Annotated in this window: 19 protein-coding genes; 7 read left to right on the top strand and 12 right to left on the bottom strand. The window is 58.7% G+C overall.

Features of this window, described 5'->3' with window-relative positions:
- Nucleotides 1-133: 133 nt before the first annotated feature.
- On the bottom strand, nt 134-1,438 hold the full coding sequence (locus AB4P97_RS00680; protein WP_200610974.1) for a CynX/NimT family MFS transporter: 1,305 nt from the start codon (nt 1,436-1,438) through the stop codon (nt 134-136).
- Nucleotides 1,428-2,087 carry a FadR/GntR family transcriptional regulator gene (locus tag AB4P97_RS00675; protein ID WP_115146337.1) on the bottom strand — a complete coding sequence of 220 codons (660 nt, stop codon included), beginning with the start codon at nt 2,085-2,087 and terminating at the stop codon, nt 1,428-1,430. The genes AB4P97_RS00680 and AB4P97_RS00675 overlap by 11 nt, the downstream gene beginning before the upstream one ends.
- A 165-nt stretch (nt 2,088-2,252) precedes the next feature.
- Here AB4P97_RS00675 and AB4P97_RS00670 point away from each other — a divergent pair, with 165 nt between their 5' ends.
- On the top strand, nt 2,253-2,564 hold the full coding sequence (locus tag AB4P97_RS00670; RefSeq protein ID WP_115146336.1) for a type II toxin-antitoxin system MqsR family toxin: 312 nt from the start codon (nt 2,253-2,255) through the stop codon (nt 2,562-2,564).
- On the top strand, nt 2,561-3,052 hold the full coding sequence (locus tag AB4P97_RS00665; protein ID WP_261737176.1) for a type II toxin-antitoxin system MqsA family antitoxin: 492 nt from the start codon (nt 2,561-2,563) through the stop codon (nt 3,050-3,052). Before AB4P97_RS00670 ends, AB4P97_RS00665 begins: the two co-directional genes overlap by 4 nt.
- Before the next feature lie 53 nt (nt 3,053-3,105).
- Here AB4P97_RS00665 and AB4P97_RS00660 read toward each other — a convergent pair whose 3' ends face one another.
- From AB4P97_RS00660 to AB4P97_RS00645, 4 genes are all read right to left on the bottom strand, one after another.
- Nucleotides 3,106-3,870, bottom strand: coding sequence for an amino acid ABC transporter ATP-binding protein (locus AB4P97_RS00660; RefSeq protein WP_007905492.1), 765 nt, complete (start codon nt 3,868-3,870; stop codon nt 3,106-3,108).
- A gap of 10 nt (nt 3,871-3,880) precedes the next feature.
- Entirely contained in the window at nt 3,881-4,978 is a 1,098-nt protein-coding gene (locus tag AB4P97_RS00655; RefSeq protein WP_047299835.1) for an amino acid ABC transporter permease, read from the bottom strand.
- A 10-nt stretch (nt 4,979-4,988) separates the two neighbouring features.
- Nucleotides 4,989-6,170 carry an amino acid ABC transporter permease gene (locus tag AB4P97_RS00650; protein ID WP_042557769.1) on the bottom strand — a complete coding sequence of 394 codons (1,182 nt, stop codon included), beginning with the start codon at nt 6,168-6,170 and terminating at the stop codon, nt 4,989-4,991.
- Nucleotides 6,171-6,236: 66 nt separating this feature from the next.
- Nucleotides 6,237-7,268 carry an amino acid ABC transporter substrate-binding protein gene (locus tag AB4P97_RS00645; protein ID WP_042557768.1) on the bottom strand — a complete coding sequence of 344 codons (1,032 nt, stop codon included), beginning with the start codon at nt 7,266-7,268 and terminating at the stop codon, nt 6,237-6,239.
- A 468-nt stretch (nt 7,269-7,736) separates the two neighbouring features.
- Here AB4P97_RS00645 and AB4P97_RS00640 point away from each other — a divergent pair, with 468 nt between their 5' ends.
- The 5 genes from AB4P97_RS00640 (at nt 7,737) to AB4P97_RS00620 (ending at nt 13,046) form a co-directional block, all read left to right on the top strand.
- On the top strand, nt 7,737-8,393 hold the full coding sequence (locus AB4P97_RS00640; protein ID WP_395601951.1) for an alpha/beta hydrolase: 657 nt from the start codon (nt 7,737-7,739) through the stop codon (nt 8,391-8,393).
- A 96-nt stretch (nt 8,394-8,489) separates the two neighbouring features.
- Entirely contained in the window at nt 8,490-9,968 is a 1,479-nt protein-coding gene (rhlB, locus tag AB4P97_RS00635; RefSeq protein ID WP_395601950.1) for an ATP-dependent RNA helicase RhlB, read from the top strand.
- 140 nt (nt 9,969-10,108) lie between these two features.
- Entirely contained in the window at nt 10,109-11,053 is a 945-nt protein-coding gene (locus tag AB4P97_RS00630; protein ID WP_395601949.1) for an ornithine cyclodeaminase family protein, read from the top strand.
- Nucleotides 11,054-11,199: 146 nt separating this feature from the next.
- Nucleotides 11,200-12,327: an FAD-binding oxidoreductase gene (locus AB4P97_RS00625; RefSeq protein WP_047299832.1), complete on the top strand. Its 1,128-nt coding sequence runs from the start codon at nt 11,200-11,202 to the stop codon at nt 12,325-12,327.
- A gap of 92 nt (nt 12,328-12,419) precedes the next feature.
- Nucleotides 12,420-13,046, top strand: a complete 627-nt coding sequence (locus AB4P97_RS00620; protein ID WP_150597492.1) for a transcriptional regulator — start codon at nt 12,420-12,422, stop codon at nt 13,044-13,046.
- A gap of 122 nt (nt 13,047-13,168) precedes the next feature.
- Here the strand turns inward: AB4P97_RS00620 and AB4P97_RS00615 are convergent, their stop codons facing one another.
- The 6 genes from AB4P97_RS00615 to AB4P97_RS00590 all read right to left on the bottom strand — a co-directional run bounded on the left by AB4P97_RS00615 (nt 13,169) and on the right by AB4P97_RS00590 (nt 18,455).
- Entirely contained in the window at nt 13,169-13,945 is a 777-nt protein-coding gene (locus AB4P97_RS00615; protein WP_047299830.1) for an ABC transporter substrate-binding protein, read from the bottom strand.
- 300 nt (nt 13,946-14,245) lie between these two features.
- Nucleotides 14,246-14,698, bottom strand: coding sequence for a molybdopterin synthase catalytic subunit MoaE (moaE, locus tag AB4P97_RS00610; RefSeq protein ID WP_395601948.1), 453 nt, complete (start codon nt 14,696-14,698; stop codon nt 14,246-14,248).
- Between the two features lie 3 nt (nt 14,699-14,701).
- Nucleotides 14,702-14,944, bottom strand: coding sequence for a molybdopterin converting factor subunit 1 (gene moaD, locus AB4P97_RS00605; protein WP_042557761.1), 243 nt, complete (start codon nt 14,942-14,944; stop codon nt 14,702-14,704).
- Nucleotides 14,941-15,414, bottom strand: coding sequence for a cyclic pyranopterin monophosphate synthase MoaC (gene moaC / locus AB4P97_RS00600; protein ID WP_042557760.1), 474 nt, complete (start codon nt 15,412-15,414; stop codon nt 14,941-14,943). Before moaC ends, moaD begins: the two co-directional genes overlap by 4 nt.
- Before the next feature lie 175 nt (nt 15,415-15,589).
- Nucleotides 15,590-16,981: a PhoH family protein gene (locus AB4P97_RS00595; RefSeq protein WP_042557759.1), complete on the bottom strand. Its 1,392-nt coding sequence runs from the start codon at nt 16,979-16,981 to the stop codon at nt 15,590-15,592.
- Nucleotides 16,982-17,330: 349 nt separating this feature from the next.
- Complete coding sequence (locus AB4P97_RS00590) at nt 17,331-18,455, bottom strand: polysaccharide deacetylase family protein (RefSeq protein WP_115146329.1); 1,125 nt, start codon at nt 18,453-18,455, stop codon at nt 17,331-17,333.
- Nucleotides 18,456-18,714 lie beyond the last annotated feature (259 nt).

The raw sequence follows: 18,714 nt of genomic DNA, 5'->3' as shown, positions 1-18,714 counted from the left end.
GATTGCCAGCACGATAATCTGCAAAGCGCGGAAACACTATCGGCATTCGCCCACCGAATACCCTTCTTGGCCTTCAGGCGACGATAAAACCTGTGGGAGCGAGCAAGCTCACTCCCACGGGGAACTGCGCTATTCAGATCTTTTCGCTTGTGACCTGCACGTACAGCGTCCGCCCGGCACCGAGGCCCGCGATGATCGCCCCCGTGCCAATGATGCCGAAGATCCAGCCCACCGCATTCCAGCCGCCCGTCCAGTCATGCACAACGCCGACTGCAAACGGCCCCATCGAGGCCAGCGTGTAGCCGAAACCCTGGGCCATGCTCGACAGGTTGGCTGCGACATGGGAGTCACGCGAACGCAGTACGATCAACGTCAGCGCCAGACTGAATGCACCGCCCTGCCCCAGACCGAGCAGAATCGCCCAGCCCCACAGGCCTTCGATCGGCGCATACAGACAACCGAACAGACCGCCGAGGGTCAGCGACATCACCACCACGATCGCCAGACGCTGATCCTTGCCACGAGTCGCCAGCCACGGCGCCGCGAGTGAACTGGCGAGCTGGACGATCACCGAACCGGACAGCACCAGGCCGGCCTGGGTCGGCGTCAGACCGCGACCAATCAGGATCGACGGCAACCAGCCGAACACGATGTAGGCCAGCGACGATTGCAGGCCCATGTACAAGGTCACCTGCCACGCCAGCGGATCACGCAACAGTCCGCGCACGCGATAAGCGACATTGTGCGCACCGTGTTTCTGCCCTACTTGTGGTAGCCAGAACACCGCAGCGACCAGCGCCGGAATCACCCAGAAACCCAGACCCACTGCCCAACTGCTGCCGAAGTGCTCACTCAACGGTACGCTCGATCCCGCCGCCATCGCGGCACCGAGACACAGCGCCATGGTGTAAACGCCCGTCATGGTACCGGCGTGTTTGGCGAAGTCACGTTTGACGATGCCCGGCAGCAGCACGCCAATGATGCCGATACTGGCGCCGCCCAATACGCTGCCGGCAAACAGACCGATCTCACCGAAATTGCTGCGCAGGATAATCCCGCCTGCGAGGGTCAGGAGAATTCCCAACACCACTCGCTCGGCACCAAAACGCCGCGCCAGAATCGGCGCCAGCGGTGCAAACAGACCCAGGCACAGCACCGGCAACGTGGTCAGCAGACCCGCCTGAGCGGCAGACAGCCCGAGACTTTTCGATACGTCGCTAAGCAGCGGCGCCAGGCTCGACAGCGCCGGACGCAGGTTCAGCGCCACCAGAATCAAGCCCAGCAGCAACAGCCATGGCCGGCGCACCAGCGGATGGCTTTGCTGTACTTGTTCGTCATCAGCCTCGGCATCGATCAGCAGCTCTTCGAGCTCTGCCGTGCGTTTCGGGGCTGTGGATATCTCGTTGCGGGGCATGGATTTCTCGGTTTCAAGGTTCATTGATCAACTGCCTGGATAAGGCTTTGGCCCGTTCCGGGTCGCGTTGTTCGACGGCATCGAGCAACTCGATGTGCAGGTCGAACACTTCCTGACGGCGCGGAACGATGTTCAGCGTCTGACGCAATTGCGCGCCGACGATGCTGGAAAAATAGCGATACAGCTCGCTGAGTGTCGGGTTATGCGCGGCGTCGACCAAACGGCGGTGGAACACCAGATCGCAGGCGATGTAGGTGTCGAGATCGCCGTGGTAATGGCTGCCGCTTGTGCCGAGCGCTTCACGCAAGGCGACGAGGTCTTCATCGGTGCGGCGCAACGCCGCGAGGCCGATGGCCTCGACCTCAAGGATATGCCGGGTTTCCCGCGCCTGTTCCAGCGAACAACGCGAGAGCGCCTTGAGGGTGTCCAGCGGATCAATCACCGCACGCAGATAACTACCGTCGCCCTGGCGAATTTCAATCAACCCGGAAAACGCCAGCACGCGCATGGCCTCACGCACGGTGTTACGGCTGATGCCCAGCTCGGCGCACAGCTCGGGCTCGGTAGGCAATCGCTCGCCGACCTGCCAGGTGCCGCTGTTGATGCGCTGACGCAATTGATCCAAGGCCTGATCGACCAAGGACCGTTTAACAAGAGGAGAAATGTCTGACATAGGATTCGCCCTTTCATCCAATCATAGGATGAATTTTCTGACATGTTAGTCAGACCCGTGTAGGACGGCAACCACCTAGGGTCAATTGGAGGGAAATGAAGCGGGATTTTCGATTAGTCAAAATTACCCTTAGAGGGTAATTTCAGGGACAGGGTTTGGTTTCTTATGGAGAAGAACACGCCCCATTACGACTTGGCGGTGATTAAGGCTGAGGTCCGGCGGCTTGGCAGACAAGCCTTCACCAAGACCGCGGAAAAAACCGGTCTGGATCTAGGTTTTGGTTTCAAAGAGATGCAAGAGATCGTTTTCGAATTGCAGAACAGGATGTTGTACAAATCGATGACCAGCTACGACGATCATCGAGTCTGGCAAGACGTGTATCACATCAACTCAAAAGACCTGGAGATTTACATCAAGGTGACCTACCGCCCCGGCGGCGGCCCCCCGGTGATCTCCTTCAAGGAGAAAAACCCATGAAAACCCGGCAATGTGTCAGCTGCGGTGCACGTGAGGGAATGAGACATTTCGAGGGGCGCGGCGAGACCCTGAGTGTCAAAGGCATGGAACGCCGCGTGGATCATCTATCTGGTTGGGAATGCCAGCAGTGCGGGGAAGTCGAGTGGGATGACGATACCGATAGTGCTGAACGCTACACGAAAGCAGGTGACGAGCTGGTTATCGCTGCAAGGCAAATGATCGGGGCCGAGATGAAGCGTATCCGGCGCAAACTGCATCTCACGCAAAAAGAGACGGTGCAACTGCTCTCCGGTGGAGGGCATAACGCGTTCTCTCGCTACGAGCGCGGCGAAACATTACCACCCAAGGCGCTGATGTTGCTGATGCGACTGTTGGATCGATACCCCTACTTGCTGACCGACGTCAAAACCCTGGGCGAAGGGGCAGACTTGCGCGGAGCGTTCAAATACACCGAGCACAAAGAACACGAAACCCTCACCGTATCCTGACCCCCAAAAAAACAAACCCGGCACAAGGCCGGGTTCGTTTTACACATCAGCCATCAATGCAGAATCTGGCTCAGGAACAGCTTCGTCCGCTCATTTTGCGGATTATCGAAGAAGTCGTTCGGTGCCGCCTGCTCAACGATCTCGCCCTTGTCCATGAAGATCACGCGATTGGCCACGGTGCGGGCAAAGCCCATTTCGTGGGTTACGCAGAGCATGGTCATGCCGTCTTCGGCCAGACCGATCATGGTGTCGAGCACTTCTTTCACCATCTCAGGATCGAGCGCCGAAGTCGGTTCGTCGAACAGCATGATTTTCGGTTTCATGCACAGCGCGCGGGCGATCGCCACACGTTGTTGCTGACCGCCGGACAGTTGCCCCGGATACTTGTGCGCCTGCTCCGGAATGCGTACGCGCTCCAGGTAATGCATGGCGATTTCCTCGGCCTTGCGCTTGGGCATCTTGCGTACCCACATCGGCGCCAGGGTGCAGTTCTGCAAAATGGTCAGGTGCGGAAACAGATTGAAATGCTGGAACACCATGCCGACTTCACGGCGGATCGCTTCGATCTGCTTGAGGTCGTTGGTCAGTTCCACGCCATCGACGACGATGCGGCCCTGCTGGTGTTCTTCCAGACGATTGAGGCAACGAATGGTGGTCGATTTGCCGGAACCCGACGGGCCGCACAGGACGATACGCTCGCCCTGTTTGACGTTGAGGTTGATGTCTTTCAGCACGTGGAACTGGCCATACCACTTGTTGACGCCCTGCATCTGAATAATGCCTTCAGGGCTCACAGGCTTTTTGATTGCTTCACTCATTACAGAACTCCTAACGCTTGTGGCCAGTGTCGAGCTTGCGTTCCAGATGCATGGAATAGCGCGACATACCAAAACAGAAAATCCAGAACACCAGGGCGGCAAACACGTAGCCTTCGGTGGCCATGCCCAGCCATTTCGGATCGGCAGCGGCTTGTTTGACGCTGTTGAGCAGGTCAAAGAGGCCGATGATGATCACCAGACTGGTGTCCTTGAACAGCGCGATGAAGGTGTTGACGATGCCGGGAATCACCATTTTCAGGGCTTGCGGCAGAATCACCAGGCCCATCGAACGCCAGTAGCCCAGGCCCATTGCAGCCGCCGCTTCGTACTGACCTTTAGGGATCGCTTGCAGACCGCCGCGCACCACTTCAGCCACGTAGGCCGACTGGAACAGGATCACGCCGATCAGCGCCCGCAGCAACTTGTCGAAGTTCATGCCTTCGGGCAGGAACAGCGGCAGCATTACCGAAGACATGAACAACACAGTGATCAACGGCACGCCGCGCCAGAACTCGATGAAGGTCACGCAGACCACTCGAATCGCCGGCATGTTCGAACGCCGACCCAGCGCCAGCACGATGCCAAGCGGCAAGGCGCCAGCGATACCGACGGTGGCAATCACCAGAGTCAGCATCAAGCCGCCCCATTGGCTGGTCGCGACGGTTTGCAGGCCGAATACGCCGCCGTGCAGCAGGCACCAGGCGACAATCGGATAGATCACCAGAAAGCTCAGCCCGTACACAGCTTTACGCGGGAAGCGCGAGATGAACAGTGGCGCCACGCCGATCACTGCCAGCCATACGGTCAGGTCCACGCGCCAGCGCAGGCCGGTCGGGTAGTAGCCATACATGAACTGACCGAAGCGTTGCTGGATGAACACCCAGCAGGCGCCCTCCTTGGTGCAATCGGCCTGGGTGGTGCCGACCCAGTTTGCGTCGAGGATCGCCCACCCCAGAATCGGCGGAACGATCAGGTAGATCAGGTAGAACGCGAACAGCGTCAGCAAGGTGTTGAGCCAGCTGGAGAACATGTTCGCGCGCATCCATGCCACTACGCCGATGCTACTGCTCGGTGGGGGCATGTCGGGTTTGAAAGTATGAGTACTCATGCGCTTTTCCTTACCGCTCGATCAGCGCAATGCGCTTGTTGTACCAGTTCATCAGCAGGGAAATGCTGATACTGATCGCCAGGTACACGCTCATGGTGATCGCAATCACTTCGATCGCCTGACCGGTCTGGTTCAGCACGGTGCCGGCGAACAGCGAAACCATTTCCGGATAACCGATACCGGCGGCCAGCGAGGAGTTCTTCGCCAGGTTCAGGTATTGGCTGGTCAGCGGCGGGATGATCACCCGCAGAGCCTGGGGAATGATTACCTTGCGCAGGGTCGGGCCTTCACGCAAACCGAGTGAACGGGCCGCTTCGGTCTGGCCGTGGCTGACCGACTTGATCCCCGAACGCACGATTTCGGCGATGAACGCCGCGGTGTAAACGGTCAGGGCCAGGGTCAAGGCCAGCAGTTCCGGGATAAGCACCCAGCCGCCAACGAAGTTGAAGCCCTTGAGCTCGGGCATTTCCCAGTGCAGCGGAGCGCCGAAGATCAGCGCGCACAAACTCGGGATCACCAGCAGAATCGCCAGACCCACCCAGAACTTGTGGAACGGCTCACCGGTCGCTTCGAAGCGCTTATTGGCCCAGCGGCACATCAGCACGATGCCGACGATGGCCACCACAACACTGATCACGAATGCCCAGAAACCATCAGCTGCCAGCGCGGCCGGCATGTTCAGGCCACGGCTGCTGACAAAGAAAGTGTCGCCGAAGTTGTGGCTGTTGCGCGGTCCCGGCATGGTCAGGAACACCGCGAAGTACCAGAACAGGATTTGCAGCAGGGGCGGAATGTTGCGGAAGACTTCCACATACACGGTCGCCAGCTTGCTGATGATCCAGTTTGGCGAAAGACGCGCGACACCAATGATGAAGCCCAGCAGAGTCGCCAGGATCACGCCGATGATGGTCACCAGCAATGTATTGAGCAGACCGATCACAAACACGCGGGCATAGCTGTCCGCTTCGGTGTAGTCGATCAGGGTTTGAGCGATGCCGAACCCGGCACTGCGCTCCAGAAAGCTGAAGCCGGAGGTGATGCCCCGGTGTTCAAGGTTGGTTTGTGTGTTATCGAACAGGAACCAGCCCAGGGAGACGACGGCCACGATAGTGACGATCTGAAATACCCAGGCGCGCACTCGCGGATCGCTGAGGCTGAGCCTCTGCTTTGGTGCGCCGATTGATTTTTGCATGAAGTGCCCCGGAAAAAATGGAACAAGAACATCACCCGGCGGTTGGCCCGCCGGGTGATAGAACCATTAGCGCACTGGTGGTGCGTACTGAATGCCGCCGTTGTTCCACAGGGCGTTCAGGCCACGGTCGATTTCCAGCGGAGTGTTCTTGCCGAGGTTTTTCTCGAACACTTCACCGTAGTTGCCGACCTGCTTGACGATCTGCACGACCCAGTCCTTCGGCAGTTTCAGGTCTTTGCCGTACTCACCGTCAGCGCCGAGCATACGAGCGACGTCCGGATTCTTGGTGGACTTGGCTTCAGCTTCGACATTCTTCGAAGTGATGCCGGCCTCTTCAGCGTTGAGCATGGCGTAGCCAGTCCAGCGCACCACGGCCAGCCACTCGTCGTCGCCGTTACGCACGACTGGACCCAGTGGTTCCTTGGAAATGGTTTCCGGCAGAACCACGTAGTCTTTCGGCGAAGCCAGTTTGCTGCGCTGGGCGAACAGCTGGGATTTGTCGGAAGTCAGCACGTCGCAACGACCGGATTCCAGCGACTTGGCGCTTTCATCGGAGGTGTCGAAGGTGATTGGGGTGTATTTCAGACCGTTGCCGCGGAAGTAGTCGGAAACGTTGAGCTCGGTGGTAGTACCGGCCTGGATGCAGATGGTTGCGCCGTCCAGCTCTTTGGCACTCTTCACGCCCAGCTTGTTGTTTACCAGGAAGCCGATGCCGTCATAGTAGGTAATGAAGCCCGGGAATTTCAGGCCCATGCCCGCATCACGGGAGCTGGTCATTGTGGTGTTGCGCGACAGGATGTCGATCTCGCCGGACTGCAGCGCGGTGAAACGCTCCTTGGCGTTCAACTGACTGAATTTGACCTTGGTTGCGTCGCCGAATACGGCAGCAGCTACTGCGCGGCAGAAGTCAGCGTCGATGCCGAGGATCTTGCCGGTAGCGTCCGGTACCGAGAAGCCCGGCAGACCGTCGCTCACGCCACATTGCACGAAACCTTTCTTCTGCACGGCATCCAGGGTTGCACCCGCCTGAGCGAACCCGCTGACGCCGAGTACTGCTGCTGCAGTCACGATCGCCAGAGTGGATTTCAACATCTTCATTCAAACCTCCAGTTTTGCTCTTGTTGTGTCGGAGCTTGAGTCCAGTCGCACCCTTTTGAGGCGGTGTTGACCCTAGTTGGCTTTTTATTGGGTCAACCGACGTAAAGACCTTCGCTATGAGTGTTTCAGGAGAAAATCCACATCATGGACAACTCACTTCTCACCAATTGGCCGAACGGGCTGTAGCCCTTTCATATTCGCTAAGCCCATGGCGGCCATTGGCGAACATCCATTACCGGATTCTTTGCATCCCATCGTCAGGCGTTCACTGATAGTGTTACCGCCAGACGCGAGATCGGTTGCACGCTTCAAGCCATAGCAAAGCCCGTACCACACCGGCCGCTGAAGCACATAAGCGACAGGTCAATAGCAAAACTTGTACCCTTGCGACATCTTCTTAACGGATCAACCGGGCGCGCACTTCAATCACGCACTCAATGAGAGCGCCCGCACATATTTGGAGCAGACATGACCGAGCCCTTGATTCTTCAGCCTGTTAAGCCCGCAGACGCCTGCGTGATCTGGCTGCACGGCCTCGGCGCCGACCGCTTTGACTTTCTGCCGGTCGCCGAGGCGTTGCAGGAAAGCCTGCTGAGCACACGCTTCGTACTGCCGCAGGCGCCGACCCGTCCAGTGACGATAAATGGCGGATATGCCATGCCGAGCTGGTACGACATCAAAGCCATGAGCCCGGCGCGCGCGATCGATCGTGATGAACTGGAAGCGTCGGCCAATCACGTCATTGAATTGATCGAAAACGAGCGCGCCAGCGGAATAGACGCCTCGCGGATTTTTCTCGCGGGTTTCTCCCAGGGTGGCGCCGTGGTCTATCACACCGCTTTTCTGAAATGGCAGGGACCGTTGGGTGGCGTGATGGCGTTGTCGACGTATGCGCCAACGTTCAGTGAGGAACTGCAGTTATCTGCCAGTCAGCAACGAATTCCGGTGCTGTCATTGCACGGTCAGTTCGACAACGTGGTGCAAAACTCGATGGGCCGCACAGCTTATGAGTATCTGAAAGCCCATGGTGTCACCGTGACATGGCAGGAATACCCAATGGAGCACGAAGTGTTACCCGAGGAAATTCGCGATATCGGTACCTGGCTGAGCGAGCGCCTGCGCTGATTATCCGCACAACGTCCGCCCTTTGATCATCACACTACGCCGCGCCCGTTTCTTGCATTACACTGGCCGGCGTACATTCCTTAACCAATTGATGAGATGACCGTGCTCGAAGCACTCAAGAAAATGTTCGGTAAAAGCGAGGCTGAGCAGCTCGCGCCAGTTACCCGTGCGCCGTCGCACGCCCCCGGTCATCGCAACGATGCCCCGCAGGCCGACCGCCCCGCTCCCGCAGCGACACCGAAGCAAGAACCGCAACCTGCACCGGCCGCGCCAATCGCCGCCGAGCCTGCCCGCAGCGAAGCGCCAAAACCGCTCAAGCCGCGTCGCGAACCCAAGCCCAAGGCTCCAGTCATCCCGTGGAAACTTGAAGACTTCGTCGTCGAACCTCAGGAAGGCAAAACCCGCTTTCACGATTTCAAGCTTTCTCCAGAACTGATGCACGCCATTCAGGATCTGGGCTTTCCTTATTGCACGCCGATTCAGGCACAGGTGCTGGGTTTCACCCTCGCCGGCAAAGACGCCATCGGCCGCGCCCAGACCGGTACCGGTAAAACCGCCGCGTTCCTGATCTCGATCATCACTCAGTTGTTGCAGACCCCGCCGCCGAAAGAACGCTACATGGGCGAACCCCGTGCGCTGATCATCGCGCCGACCCGTGAGCTGGTGGTGCAGATTGCAAAAGACGCCGCCGACCTGACCAAGTACACCGGCCTCAACGTGATGACGTTTGTCGGCGGCATGGATTTCGACAAGCAGCTCAAGCACCTTGAAGCGCGCCACTGCGACATCCTCGTTGCGACCCCGGGCCGCCTGCTCGACTTCAACCAGCGCGGCGACGTCCATCTGGACATGGTCGAAGTAATGGTGCTGGACGAAGCCGACCGCATGCTCGACATGGGTTTCATCCCGCAGGTTCGGCAGATCATTCGCCAGACCCCGCCGAAAAGCGAACGTCAGACGCTGCTGTTCTCCGCGACTTTCACCGAAGACGTGATGAACCTCGCCAAGCAATGGACCACCGACCCGTCGATCGTCGAGATCGAATCGCAGAACGTGGCCAACGAAAATGTCGAGCAGCACATCTTTGCCGTGGCCGCTGCCGACAAATACAAACTGCTCTTCAACCTGGTCAACGATAACGGCTGGGAGCGGGTGATCGTGTTTGCCAACCGCAAAGACGAAGTGCGCCGAATCGAAGAACGCCTGGTGCGTGATGGCATCAACGCCGCGCAACTGTCTGGCGACGTGCCGCAGCACAAGCGCATCAAGACGCTCGAAGGTTTCCGTGAAGGCAAGATTCGCGTACTGGTCGCCACCGACGTTGCCGGTCGCGGCATCCACATCGACGGCATCAGCCACGTCATCAACTTCACTCTGCCGGAAGTCCCGGACGATTACGTGCACCGCATCGGCCGTACCGGTCGTGCCGGCGCCGATGGCGTGTCGATCAGCTTTGCCGGTGAAGACGACTCCTATCAGTTGCCGTCCATCGAAGAGAAGCTCGGCCGCAAGATCAGCTGTGAAACACCTCCCACGCATCTGTTGCGTGCAGTTGAGCGCAAGCGTCCAGAGTAAGTGACACGATAGAAGAGAAGCGCAGCCGGCAACGGACTGCGCTTTTTTTGTGCCCGGCTTTTTTTCCGGAGGATCTTGCCCGGCAAAACTAAAAGTCCATAATAGACAAATAAGTTTAGATTTCGCTTCCGGAGCCTGACATGTCCAGTACGCCCTACGTGATCGACCAAACCCAGGCCCGTGAGCTGCTGGCCCGCATTGATGTGCCGCAGACATTGCGCAAACTGTTCCGCGATCTCGCCGCCGGTAACGCGGTTCAACCGGCGCAGCAACTGGTGGAGTTCCCGCAGGGCGCTGGTGACTTCATCAATTACCTGGGTGTGTTGGCCGAAGACGGTATGTACGGCGTGAAGACCTCGCCGTACATCGTCCGCGAGCAAGGCCCGTTGGTGACCGCGTGGACCTTGTTGATGTCGATGCAGACCGGCCAACCCTTGCTGCTGTGCGATGCCGGCGAACTCACCACAGCGCGTACGGCTGCGACCACCGCAGTGGCCGTCGATGCCCTCGCTCCGCTGGATGCGCGGCGACTGGCGATCATCGGCAGCGGCAAAGTCGCACAGGCGCATCTGCATTACGTGAAGTCTTTACGCGACTGGCAAAGCATCAGTGTGTATTCGCCGAGCCTGCAAGAGGATCCTGAAACCCAGGCGCTGCTCACAGCCGCTACTCCCGGACTGACGATTGCAACCCGTCTTGAAGCCGCCCTCGCCGATGCCGATGTGATCATGCTCTGCACTTCGTCCGCGGGGCCGGTGATCGACCCGGCGGCACTGAGCAAACCTGCGTTGATCACGTCGATCAGCACCAACGCCCCCCGCGCCCATGAGGTGCCGCCACAAAGCCTCAACGACATGCAGGTGTTCTGCGACTATCGTCTGACCACGCCGGGCTCGGCGGGCGAGATGCTGATTGCTGTTGAGCAACATGGCTGGAGCACGGACTCGATCATGGGTGACCTCGCCGATCTGCTCAGTGAAAAAGTGCAACGCCCCAATTACCACCGTCACGTGTTTTTCCGCTCGATCGGTCTAGGGCTGGAAGACATCGCCCTGGCGAATGCGATTTATCACCTGAAGCACTGACACCTCGATCCCTGTGGGAGCGGGCTTGGCCGCGATGCAGACGCCTCGGTTCGTCAGAAAAACCGTAGTGATGCCATCGCGGGGCAGCCTGGCTGCCACAGGATTTGCGACAACTTCAACTTTGCAGTTCAACGTGGAGTTTTTTCATGAGCCAGGCAGATTTCATCATCATCGGCGGCGGGATTGCCGGCGCTTCCACCGGTTTCTGGCTGTCGACCCACGCCAAAGTGATTGTGCTGGAGCGTGAGTCTCACCCGGCCTATCACTCCACCGGGCGGTCCGCCGCCCTGTTCACCGCGGCTTATGGCACACCGCAGGTACGCGCGCTGACTCAGGCCAGCCGTGAGTTTTTCGACCAGCCGCCGGCCGGTTTCTGCGAGCACCCGCTGCTGACCCCGCGCGGCGAGATGACCGTGGATTTCACCGGTGACGCCGCCGAACTCAACAACCAGTACCTGAGCGCCAAAGCCACGGTGCCGGAAATGCAACGGCTCAGCGCCGATGAAGCCTGCGCGCGCCTGCCAATCCTGCGCCGGGAAAAAGTCCACGGGGCGATTTACGACCCGACAGCCTGTGACATCGATACCGACGCCCTGCATCAAGGCTACCTGCGCGGGATCCGCCGCAACCACGGCGAGGTGCACACCGACTGCCAGGTGCTGGGGCTTGAGCGCGATGCCAACAATGTCTGGCAGGTGCAGACCAATGGCCAGACCTTCAGCGCGCCAGTGATCATCAACGCCGCCGGCGCCTGGGCTGACAAGATCGGCGCAATGGCCGGTGCACAATCGCTGGGCCTGCAACCGAAACGCCGCGCCGCCTTCATCTTCGCCGGGCCAGAAGGTGTCGATATTCATCAGTGGCCGATGCTGGTCAGCCTCGACGAATCGTTCTACATGAAACCTGATGCCGGCATGTTCTTAGGCTCGCCAGCCAACGCGGACCCGGTCGAACCCCACGACGTGCAGCCTGAAGAACTGGACATCGCCATGGGCATCTATCAGATCGAAGAAGCCACGACGCTGACCATCCGCCGCCCGACTCGAACATGGGCCGGCTTGCGCAGTTTCGTTGCCGACGGTGATTTGCTCAGCGGATTCGATGCGCAGGTGCCGGGCCTGTTCTGGGTCGCAGCCCAGGGTGGGTACGGCATCCAGACGTCACCGGCGATGGGCCAGGCCAGCGCCGCACTGGTGCGCGGTTTGCCGTTGCCCGAGCAACTGCGCCAGTTCGGCCTGAGCAGCAACATGCTCTCCCCTGCCCGGCTCGGTTAATCCGCGCTGCGGATGACGCGCCCAACCGATTGCGGCAAACTCGCAGCGCCCCTGTTCATGTGGGCGCTGACGCTGCCTGGAGCTCCACTGTCATGACCGCCCCCGAACTCGACCCGGCACTGGATAACTTCCGGGCCATCGCCGACGCCATCGCCACACTGTTTTTTCCCCACGCCGAAGTGGTGCTGCACGATTTGCGCACGCAAAAAGTCGATTACATCGCCAACAATCTGTCCAAACGCGAGATCGGTGACGAATCGTCACTTGAAGACATGCTCAGCGAGGATGTCAGCGAGCGGAACATCGGCCCGTACGAAAAACTCAACTGGGATGGTCAGAAGATTCGCAGCCTGAGCAGCGTATTGCGCGACAGCGAAGGCCTGCCGCTGGCGGTGCTGTGCATCAATCTGAATATTTCGCTGTTCGAGAATGCCAAGGCTGCGCTGGACCTGTTCCTGTCGCCGAGCAAACTGATACCGCAACCGGACTCACTGTTTCGCGATGACTGGCAGGAGCGCATCAACACGTTCCTGCACGCCTGGCTGCGCGAGCGCCAACTGAGCCTGAATCTGCTGACCCGCGATCACAAACGTGAACTGGTGCTGGCGCTGCATGCCGAGGGCGCGTTCAAGGGCAAGAGTGCCTCGAACTACGTGGCCAATGTGCTGAACATGGGCCGGGCGACGGTGTACAAACACCTGAAGGAATTAAAGGGCTGAAGATTCGCGGTGATTGATCTGACTCCATCGCTGGCAAGCCAGCTCCCACAGGGATTTTGATGTACACAAAATGTGTACGACTCGATCACTGTGAGAGCTGGCTTGCCAGCGATAGCGGACGATCAGTCGCCGTAAATGTCCGACTTGAAATACTTGTCGGAAATCTTCTGATATTCGCCACTGGCGCGAATCCCGTCGATGGCGCTATTCAACTGGCTTACCAGCTCAGTATTACCCTTGCGCACCGCAATCCCCGCCCCCTCGCCGACATACTTCGGATCCTTCAGCTCCGGCCCGACAAACGCATAACCCTTGCCGCGTGGCATCGACAGAAAGTCATTCAGCGGAATGGTGTCGGCAAAAATCGCATCAAGGCGACCGGCTGCCAGGTCCATGTAGATCTCTTCGTTGTTGCTGTAGCGCTTGACGTTGACGCCCTTGGGCTCGAACACCTCGGTGGCATAGCGGTCGGTGGTGGTTGCGCGCTGCACGCCGACGTTCTTGCCTTTGAGGCTGGCGTATTGATCATCGACCGTGGCGCCGTCCTTCATCACCAGCCGCGACGAAGTGAAGTAGTACTTGTGGGTGAAATCCACCGACTTCTTGCGGTCTTCGTTGATGGTCATGGACGACAGCGCCATGTCGATTTTCTTCACTTTGAGCGAAGGAATCAGACCGTCGAACTCACCCTCGACCCACACGCACTTGGCCTTCATCTGCGCGCACAGGGCGTTGCCAATGTCGTAGTCGAAACCGACGATTTCGCCTTTGTCGGTTTTCGAGGCGAATGGCGGGTAAGCCGCTTCAATGCCGATGCGCAGGGTTTTCTCGGCGGCGAACACGCTGCTGCACGCCAGTAGGCTAAGGGCCAGACCGGTGATGAGGGGAAGTTTCTTCATGTTCATTCTCTCGCGGGTTGTTGTTGGTTTGGCAAGATGAAGAAGAGCAGCTGGGAGCGGAGAGCTACGAGCGGCAAGACGAAGCTGTTTTTTGTACTTGTAAATCCATATTGGACTTATAGGTACAAGTCGTCAATTAGGAAGCAGAGAGTGTTTGCGAGGTTTTTGGTGTTGCGGATGGTCTCATCGCTGGCAAGCCAGCTCCCACAGTGTTTCGCGTCGTGCACATATTTTTCGCGCACCACTGAAACCTGTGGGAGCTGGCTTGCCAGCGATGGCTTACTGAAGAAAGCTAAAGAACTACTTGTTCCAGCGATCTGCCGCCGCATGATCACTGTCGCGCCCTTCCACCCAGCGCGGGCCGTCACTGGTGTTTTCCTTCTTCCAGAACGGTGCGCGGGTTTTCAGGTAATCCATGACGAAGGCGCAGGCGTCGAACGCAGCCTGGCGATGGGCGCTGGCAGCGCCGACAAACACGATCGGCTCGCCCGGTTCCAGCGCGCCGATGCGGTGCAGCACTTCCAGTTTCAGCAACGGCCAGCGCTGCTCGGCCTCGATGGCGATCTTGCCGAGGGCTTTTTCAGTCATGCCCGGATAGTGTTCGAGGAACATCCCCGCCACATCCAGGCCATCGTTGAAGTCGCGCACGTAACCGACGAAGCTCACCACCGCGCCGACGCCGACATTGGCCGCGTGCATCGCATTGACTTCCGCACCCGGATCTAACGGCGTGGCCTGCACACGAATCGCCATGGATCAGCCTCCGGTCACAGTGGGGAAAAACGCCACTTCGTCACCCTCGACCACCGGCTCGTCGAGCTGGCACAAGTCTTCGTTGCGTGCGCACATCAGGTTCTGCTCGCTCAATACCTCGGCGCCTTCACGCTGTGCCAACAGCGCGCGCACGTCATCGACGGTGGTGAAATCACCGTCGACCGTTACCGAGTCAACGCCCAGCGCTTCACGGTAACGGGCAAAAAACCTAACTGTCAGCTTCATGCTTGATCCGCCTGAAAGTGCCCGCTCTTGCCGCCGACCTTTTCCAGCAGACGCACGCTTTCGATGGTCATGCCGCGATCCACCGCTTTGCACATGTCATAGATAGTCAGCGCGGCGACGCTGGCAGCGGTCAGCGCTTCCATCTCGACGCCGGTCTGCCCGGACAATTTGCAACGGGCGACGATGCGCACGGTGTCTTCGCCTTCAGCGCTGAGCTCGACTTTGACGCCAGTGAGCATCAGCGGATGGCACAGGGGAATCAGATCGCTGGTTTTCTTCGCCGCCTGAATGCCTGCAATGCGCGCGACGGCAAATACGTCGCCTTTGGGATGGCCGCCACTGACGATCATCTGCAACGTTTCGGGGAGCATGCGCACCAGCGCTTGAGCCGTCGCTTCACGGAACGTCACGGCTTTTTCGGTGACGTCGACCATGTTGGCGCGACCTTGGGAATCGAGATGAGTCAGCACGGGGGCCTCCTTGAGGCAGCTACAAGCGGCAAGCTACAAGCGGCAAGTTAAAGCGCGGTAGGCAGGCGTCAGGAAAGCTCGCATTTAAACAGCCGAAAGCCGCAAGCTTCAAGCGGCAAGTGAATTTCACTCGGGCCACTTGTAGCTTACGGCTTGAAGCTTGTAGCTGCTCCTCTTAGAGGTGAGACTCTGCGTATTCAGCCAGGATCGAGCGAGGCACCCCTTGCAGGGTGATGTGCACACCGTTGGGGAAATCCTTGAAGCGTTCGGTCAGGTAGGTCAGCCCGGAGCTGGTCGCGGACAGGTAAGGGGTGTCGATCTGTGCGAGGTTACCCAGGCACACCACTTTGGAACCAGCGCCGGCACGGGTGATGATGGTTTTCATCTGGTGCGGCGTGAGGTTCTGGCATTCGTCGATCAGGATCAGGCTCTGCTGGAAGCTGCGACCGCGAATGTAGTTGAGCGATTTGAACTGCAACGGCACTTTGCTGAGGATGTAATCGACGCTGCCATGGGTATTTTCGTCATCCATGTGCAAGGCTTCGAGGTTGTCGGTGATGGCGCCCAGCCAAGGCTCCATTTTTTCCGCTTCGGTGCCGGGCAGGAAACCGATTTCCTGGTCCAGGCCCTGCACGCTGCGGGTGGCGATGATGCGCCGATAACGCTTGCTGACCATGGTCTGCTCGATCGCAGCGGCCAACGCCAGAATGGTTTTACCGGAACCGGCCGCCCCCGACAGGTTGACCAGATGGATGTCCGGATCGAGCAGCGCGTACAGCGCCAGGCTCTGGTAGATGTCACGCGGCTTGAGGCCCCAGGCTTCCTGGTGCAAGAGGGGTTCCTGATGCAGATCGAGAATCAGCAGGCGGTCTTCGTCAATCTCCTTGATCCAGCCAACGAAGCCCTGCTCGTCGATGATGAACTCATTGATATGCACCGCCGGCAAGTTGTCGATCAACTTCACTTCGTGCCATGTGCGACCGTGGTCCTGACGGGTTTCAACCTTGCTCACCAGATCCCAGAAAGAGCCGGTCATGTTGTGATAACCGTTGGGCAGCAGGGACACGTCATCGACCAGTTGGTCGGTGCTGTAGTCCTCGGCCGCGATCCCGCAGGCGCGCGCCTTGAGGCGCATGTTGATGTCTTTGGTCACCAGAACCACAGGTTTCTGCGGATCACGGGTGTGCATATCGATGAGTTGGTTGATGATTTTGTTGTCGTTCAGATGCTCGGGCAGAATCAGGTTCGATTCGGCCTGTTTGCTCATCAGAATTGACAGCAAGCCCTTCGGACCGCCCTTGCCGCGCTGAATCGGCACGCCCAGTTCGACGTCCTCGGGGGAGGCATCGCCCAGGGTCTTGTCGATCAGCCGGATAGCCTGGCGGCATTCGGCGGCAACGCTGTGATGGCCGCTCTTGAGCTTGTCCAGCTCTTCCAGCACGGTCATCGGGATGGCGACGTGGTGTTCTTCGAAATTAAGCAGGGCGTTTGGATCGTGAATCAATACGTTGGTATCGAGTACATAAAGGATTGGCTGGTTGGAAGGGCTACGTCCGTGATCATCCATACTCGGTCACCTTTGTCAGAGCCATTCGACGCAATACCTCTACAGTGCTGCGCCTCGAAGTGACTGCCGATTCATCTGCCGGGCTTTTATTGAAAGAGGCAGGTGACTTGCACACAAAGTGGGTCTTGGAAGACGCCACCTGTGTTGCAGGTTTCGGCGGTCTGTCTTCGTAATACTCCAAAACCCATGACAGGAAAAAGCACTTTGACGGTTTTTTGAAGTTTATTTTGCAGAGTGACGAAAAGCCCTTGGCGGACCGTCCAGACCTCGCTAAAGTCGGAAGTCCGCCTGCATCGAATTCTGCAAAAAAATTGCCCCAAGCCCAATGTTTCCGGGCTTTCTTCGTTTCTCAGCGAAACCCGTCCAGACAGTCTTCCCAACCGATGCCGCTTTGCGCGGTTTGCGTTATCAGCCACGGCATGGCGGTCTTCACGGCATCCTGTTTCATGTTGAAATTGATCACCCCGTGACGCCACAACAGCATCAGGGTCAGCACTCGCTGTGCACTCTGCGGGCCTTTGAGTTTGCCGGCGCCGTCCTGGGCATCGATGTCCCACAGCGCCACTTGCAGGCCCTGCGTGTTAAAGAAGCCTTGTGCATCGCTACGCCGCTGGCCATCCGGCGGACGGAACAGCGGTACATAATTTTCCGGCAGTTTGTTCTTCACCAGATCGGCACTGCGGCGCACCGAATCCTGCCAGTCCTGCCAATGGCTGTGGGAGCGGAACTCCCAACCCTGCACGCCGACGCATTGCTGCGAGAACGTCGCTTGCAGGCCGCTCACGGAACGGTCACCCAGTCGCGCCTGAATATCCTTGCCCAACATGAAGAACGTGCCGCTCATGTTGGCCTTGCGCAGGTACTCGGTGAGCCAGTCGGTGTTGTCCGGTTGCGCGTTGGCGGCGCTGTCGAAAGTCAGCAGAAACAGTCGATCATGCATCTCCTCGCCGTTGCGCTCATAGTCGCCGAAACGATCGATTTCGCTGCTGGTCTGCGGAAACAACGCAGCCTTGCGCAGCAATTCGTCCAGATACTGCAGATGGAAGATCCGGCTTGGCTCGGCCCACCTGGTGTAATAGCTGTCATCGCTGACGACGAATTTGGCGGCCTGCTCACGCAGCGTTGGCAAGTCTTCGACGAGGAAGCAGAACGAGGCGTCCTGATCGCAACTTTGTTGGGCGTAGTTGTAGTTGGCAAGCAGGCGCTGCCACAGGCGCTCGCGCAGGCTGTTGACTGCATCGATATTGACCGTGCGCAGGCCCAGGCGCTGGGACAGGGCAGCTTCGTCAATAGACTCGGTACCGAGCAGAACACGGGCGAACATGAGGATTTCCGCCCGGGACGCAACGTCGAACAGGGTCGGGCTGGTCAATTGCTCCGGCCAGGTGCTGCGATCCAGCGTCGCCACATCGCCCGGCGCCGCGATGGCACCGAAGCTCAACAGCCACGCGGTGAATAAAAGAACAATGCGCAATGGGATGTCTCCGTAACAAAACCCGGGCGGCACTATAGCTGATCCCACACAGTTCCCTCAGCAACACAGATTCCCATGCGGGAGCGAGCCTGCTCGCGAATACGGATTCAGATCCGCCTTAGAAGTCGACTGATGCACTGCTTTCGCGAGCAGGCTCGTTCCCACAGGGGATTGGGGCCAGCCGTCGATCACCTATGAGCCTGATAGCTGGAGTCAACCGCCCCAACCCCCTAGAATCGCCTCCACGATTAAAGGAGAC

It is taken from the genome of Pseudomonas sp. A1230 (genome assembly GCF_044218825.1).
In the GTDB taxonomy this organism is placed as follows: Bacteria; Pseudomonadota; Gammaproteobacteria; order Pseudomonadales; family Pseudomonadaceae; genus Aquipseudomonas; species Aquipseudomonas iridis.
The sequence above is the reverse complement of the archived record's forward strand: the minus strand, read 5'-3'. Positions and strand labels throughout refer to the sequence as shown.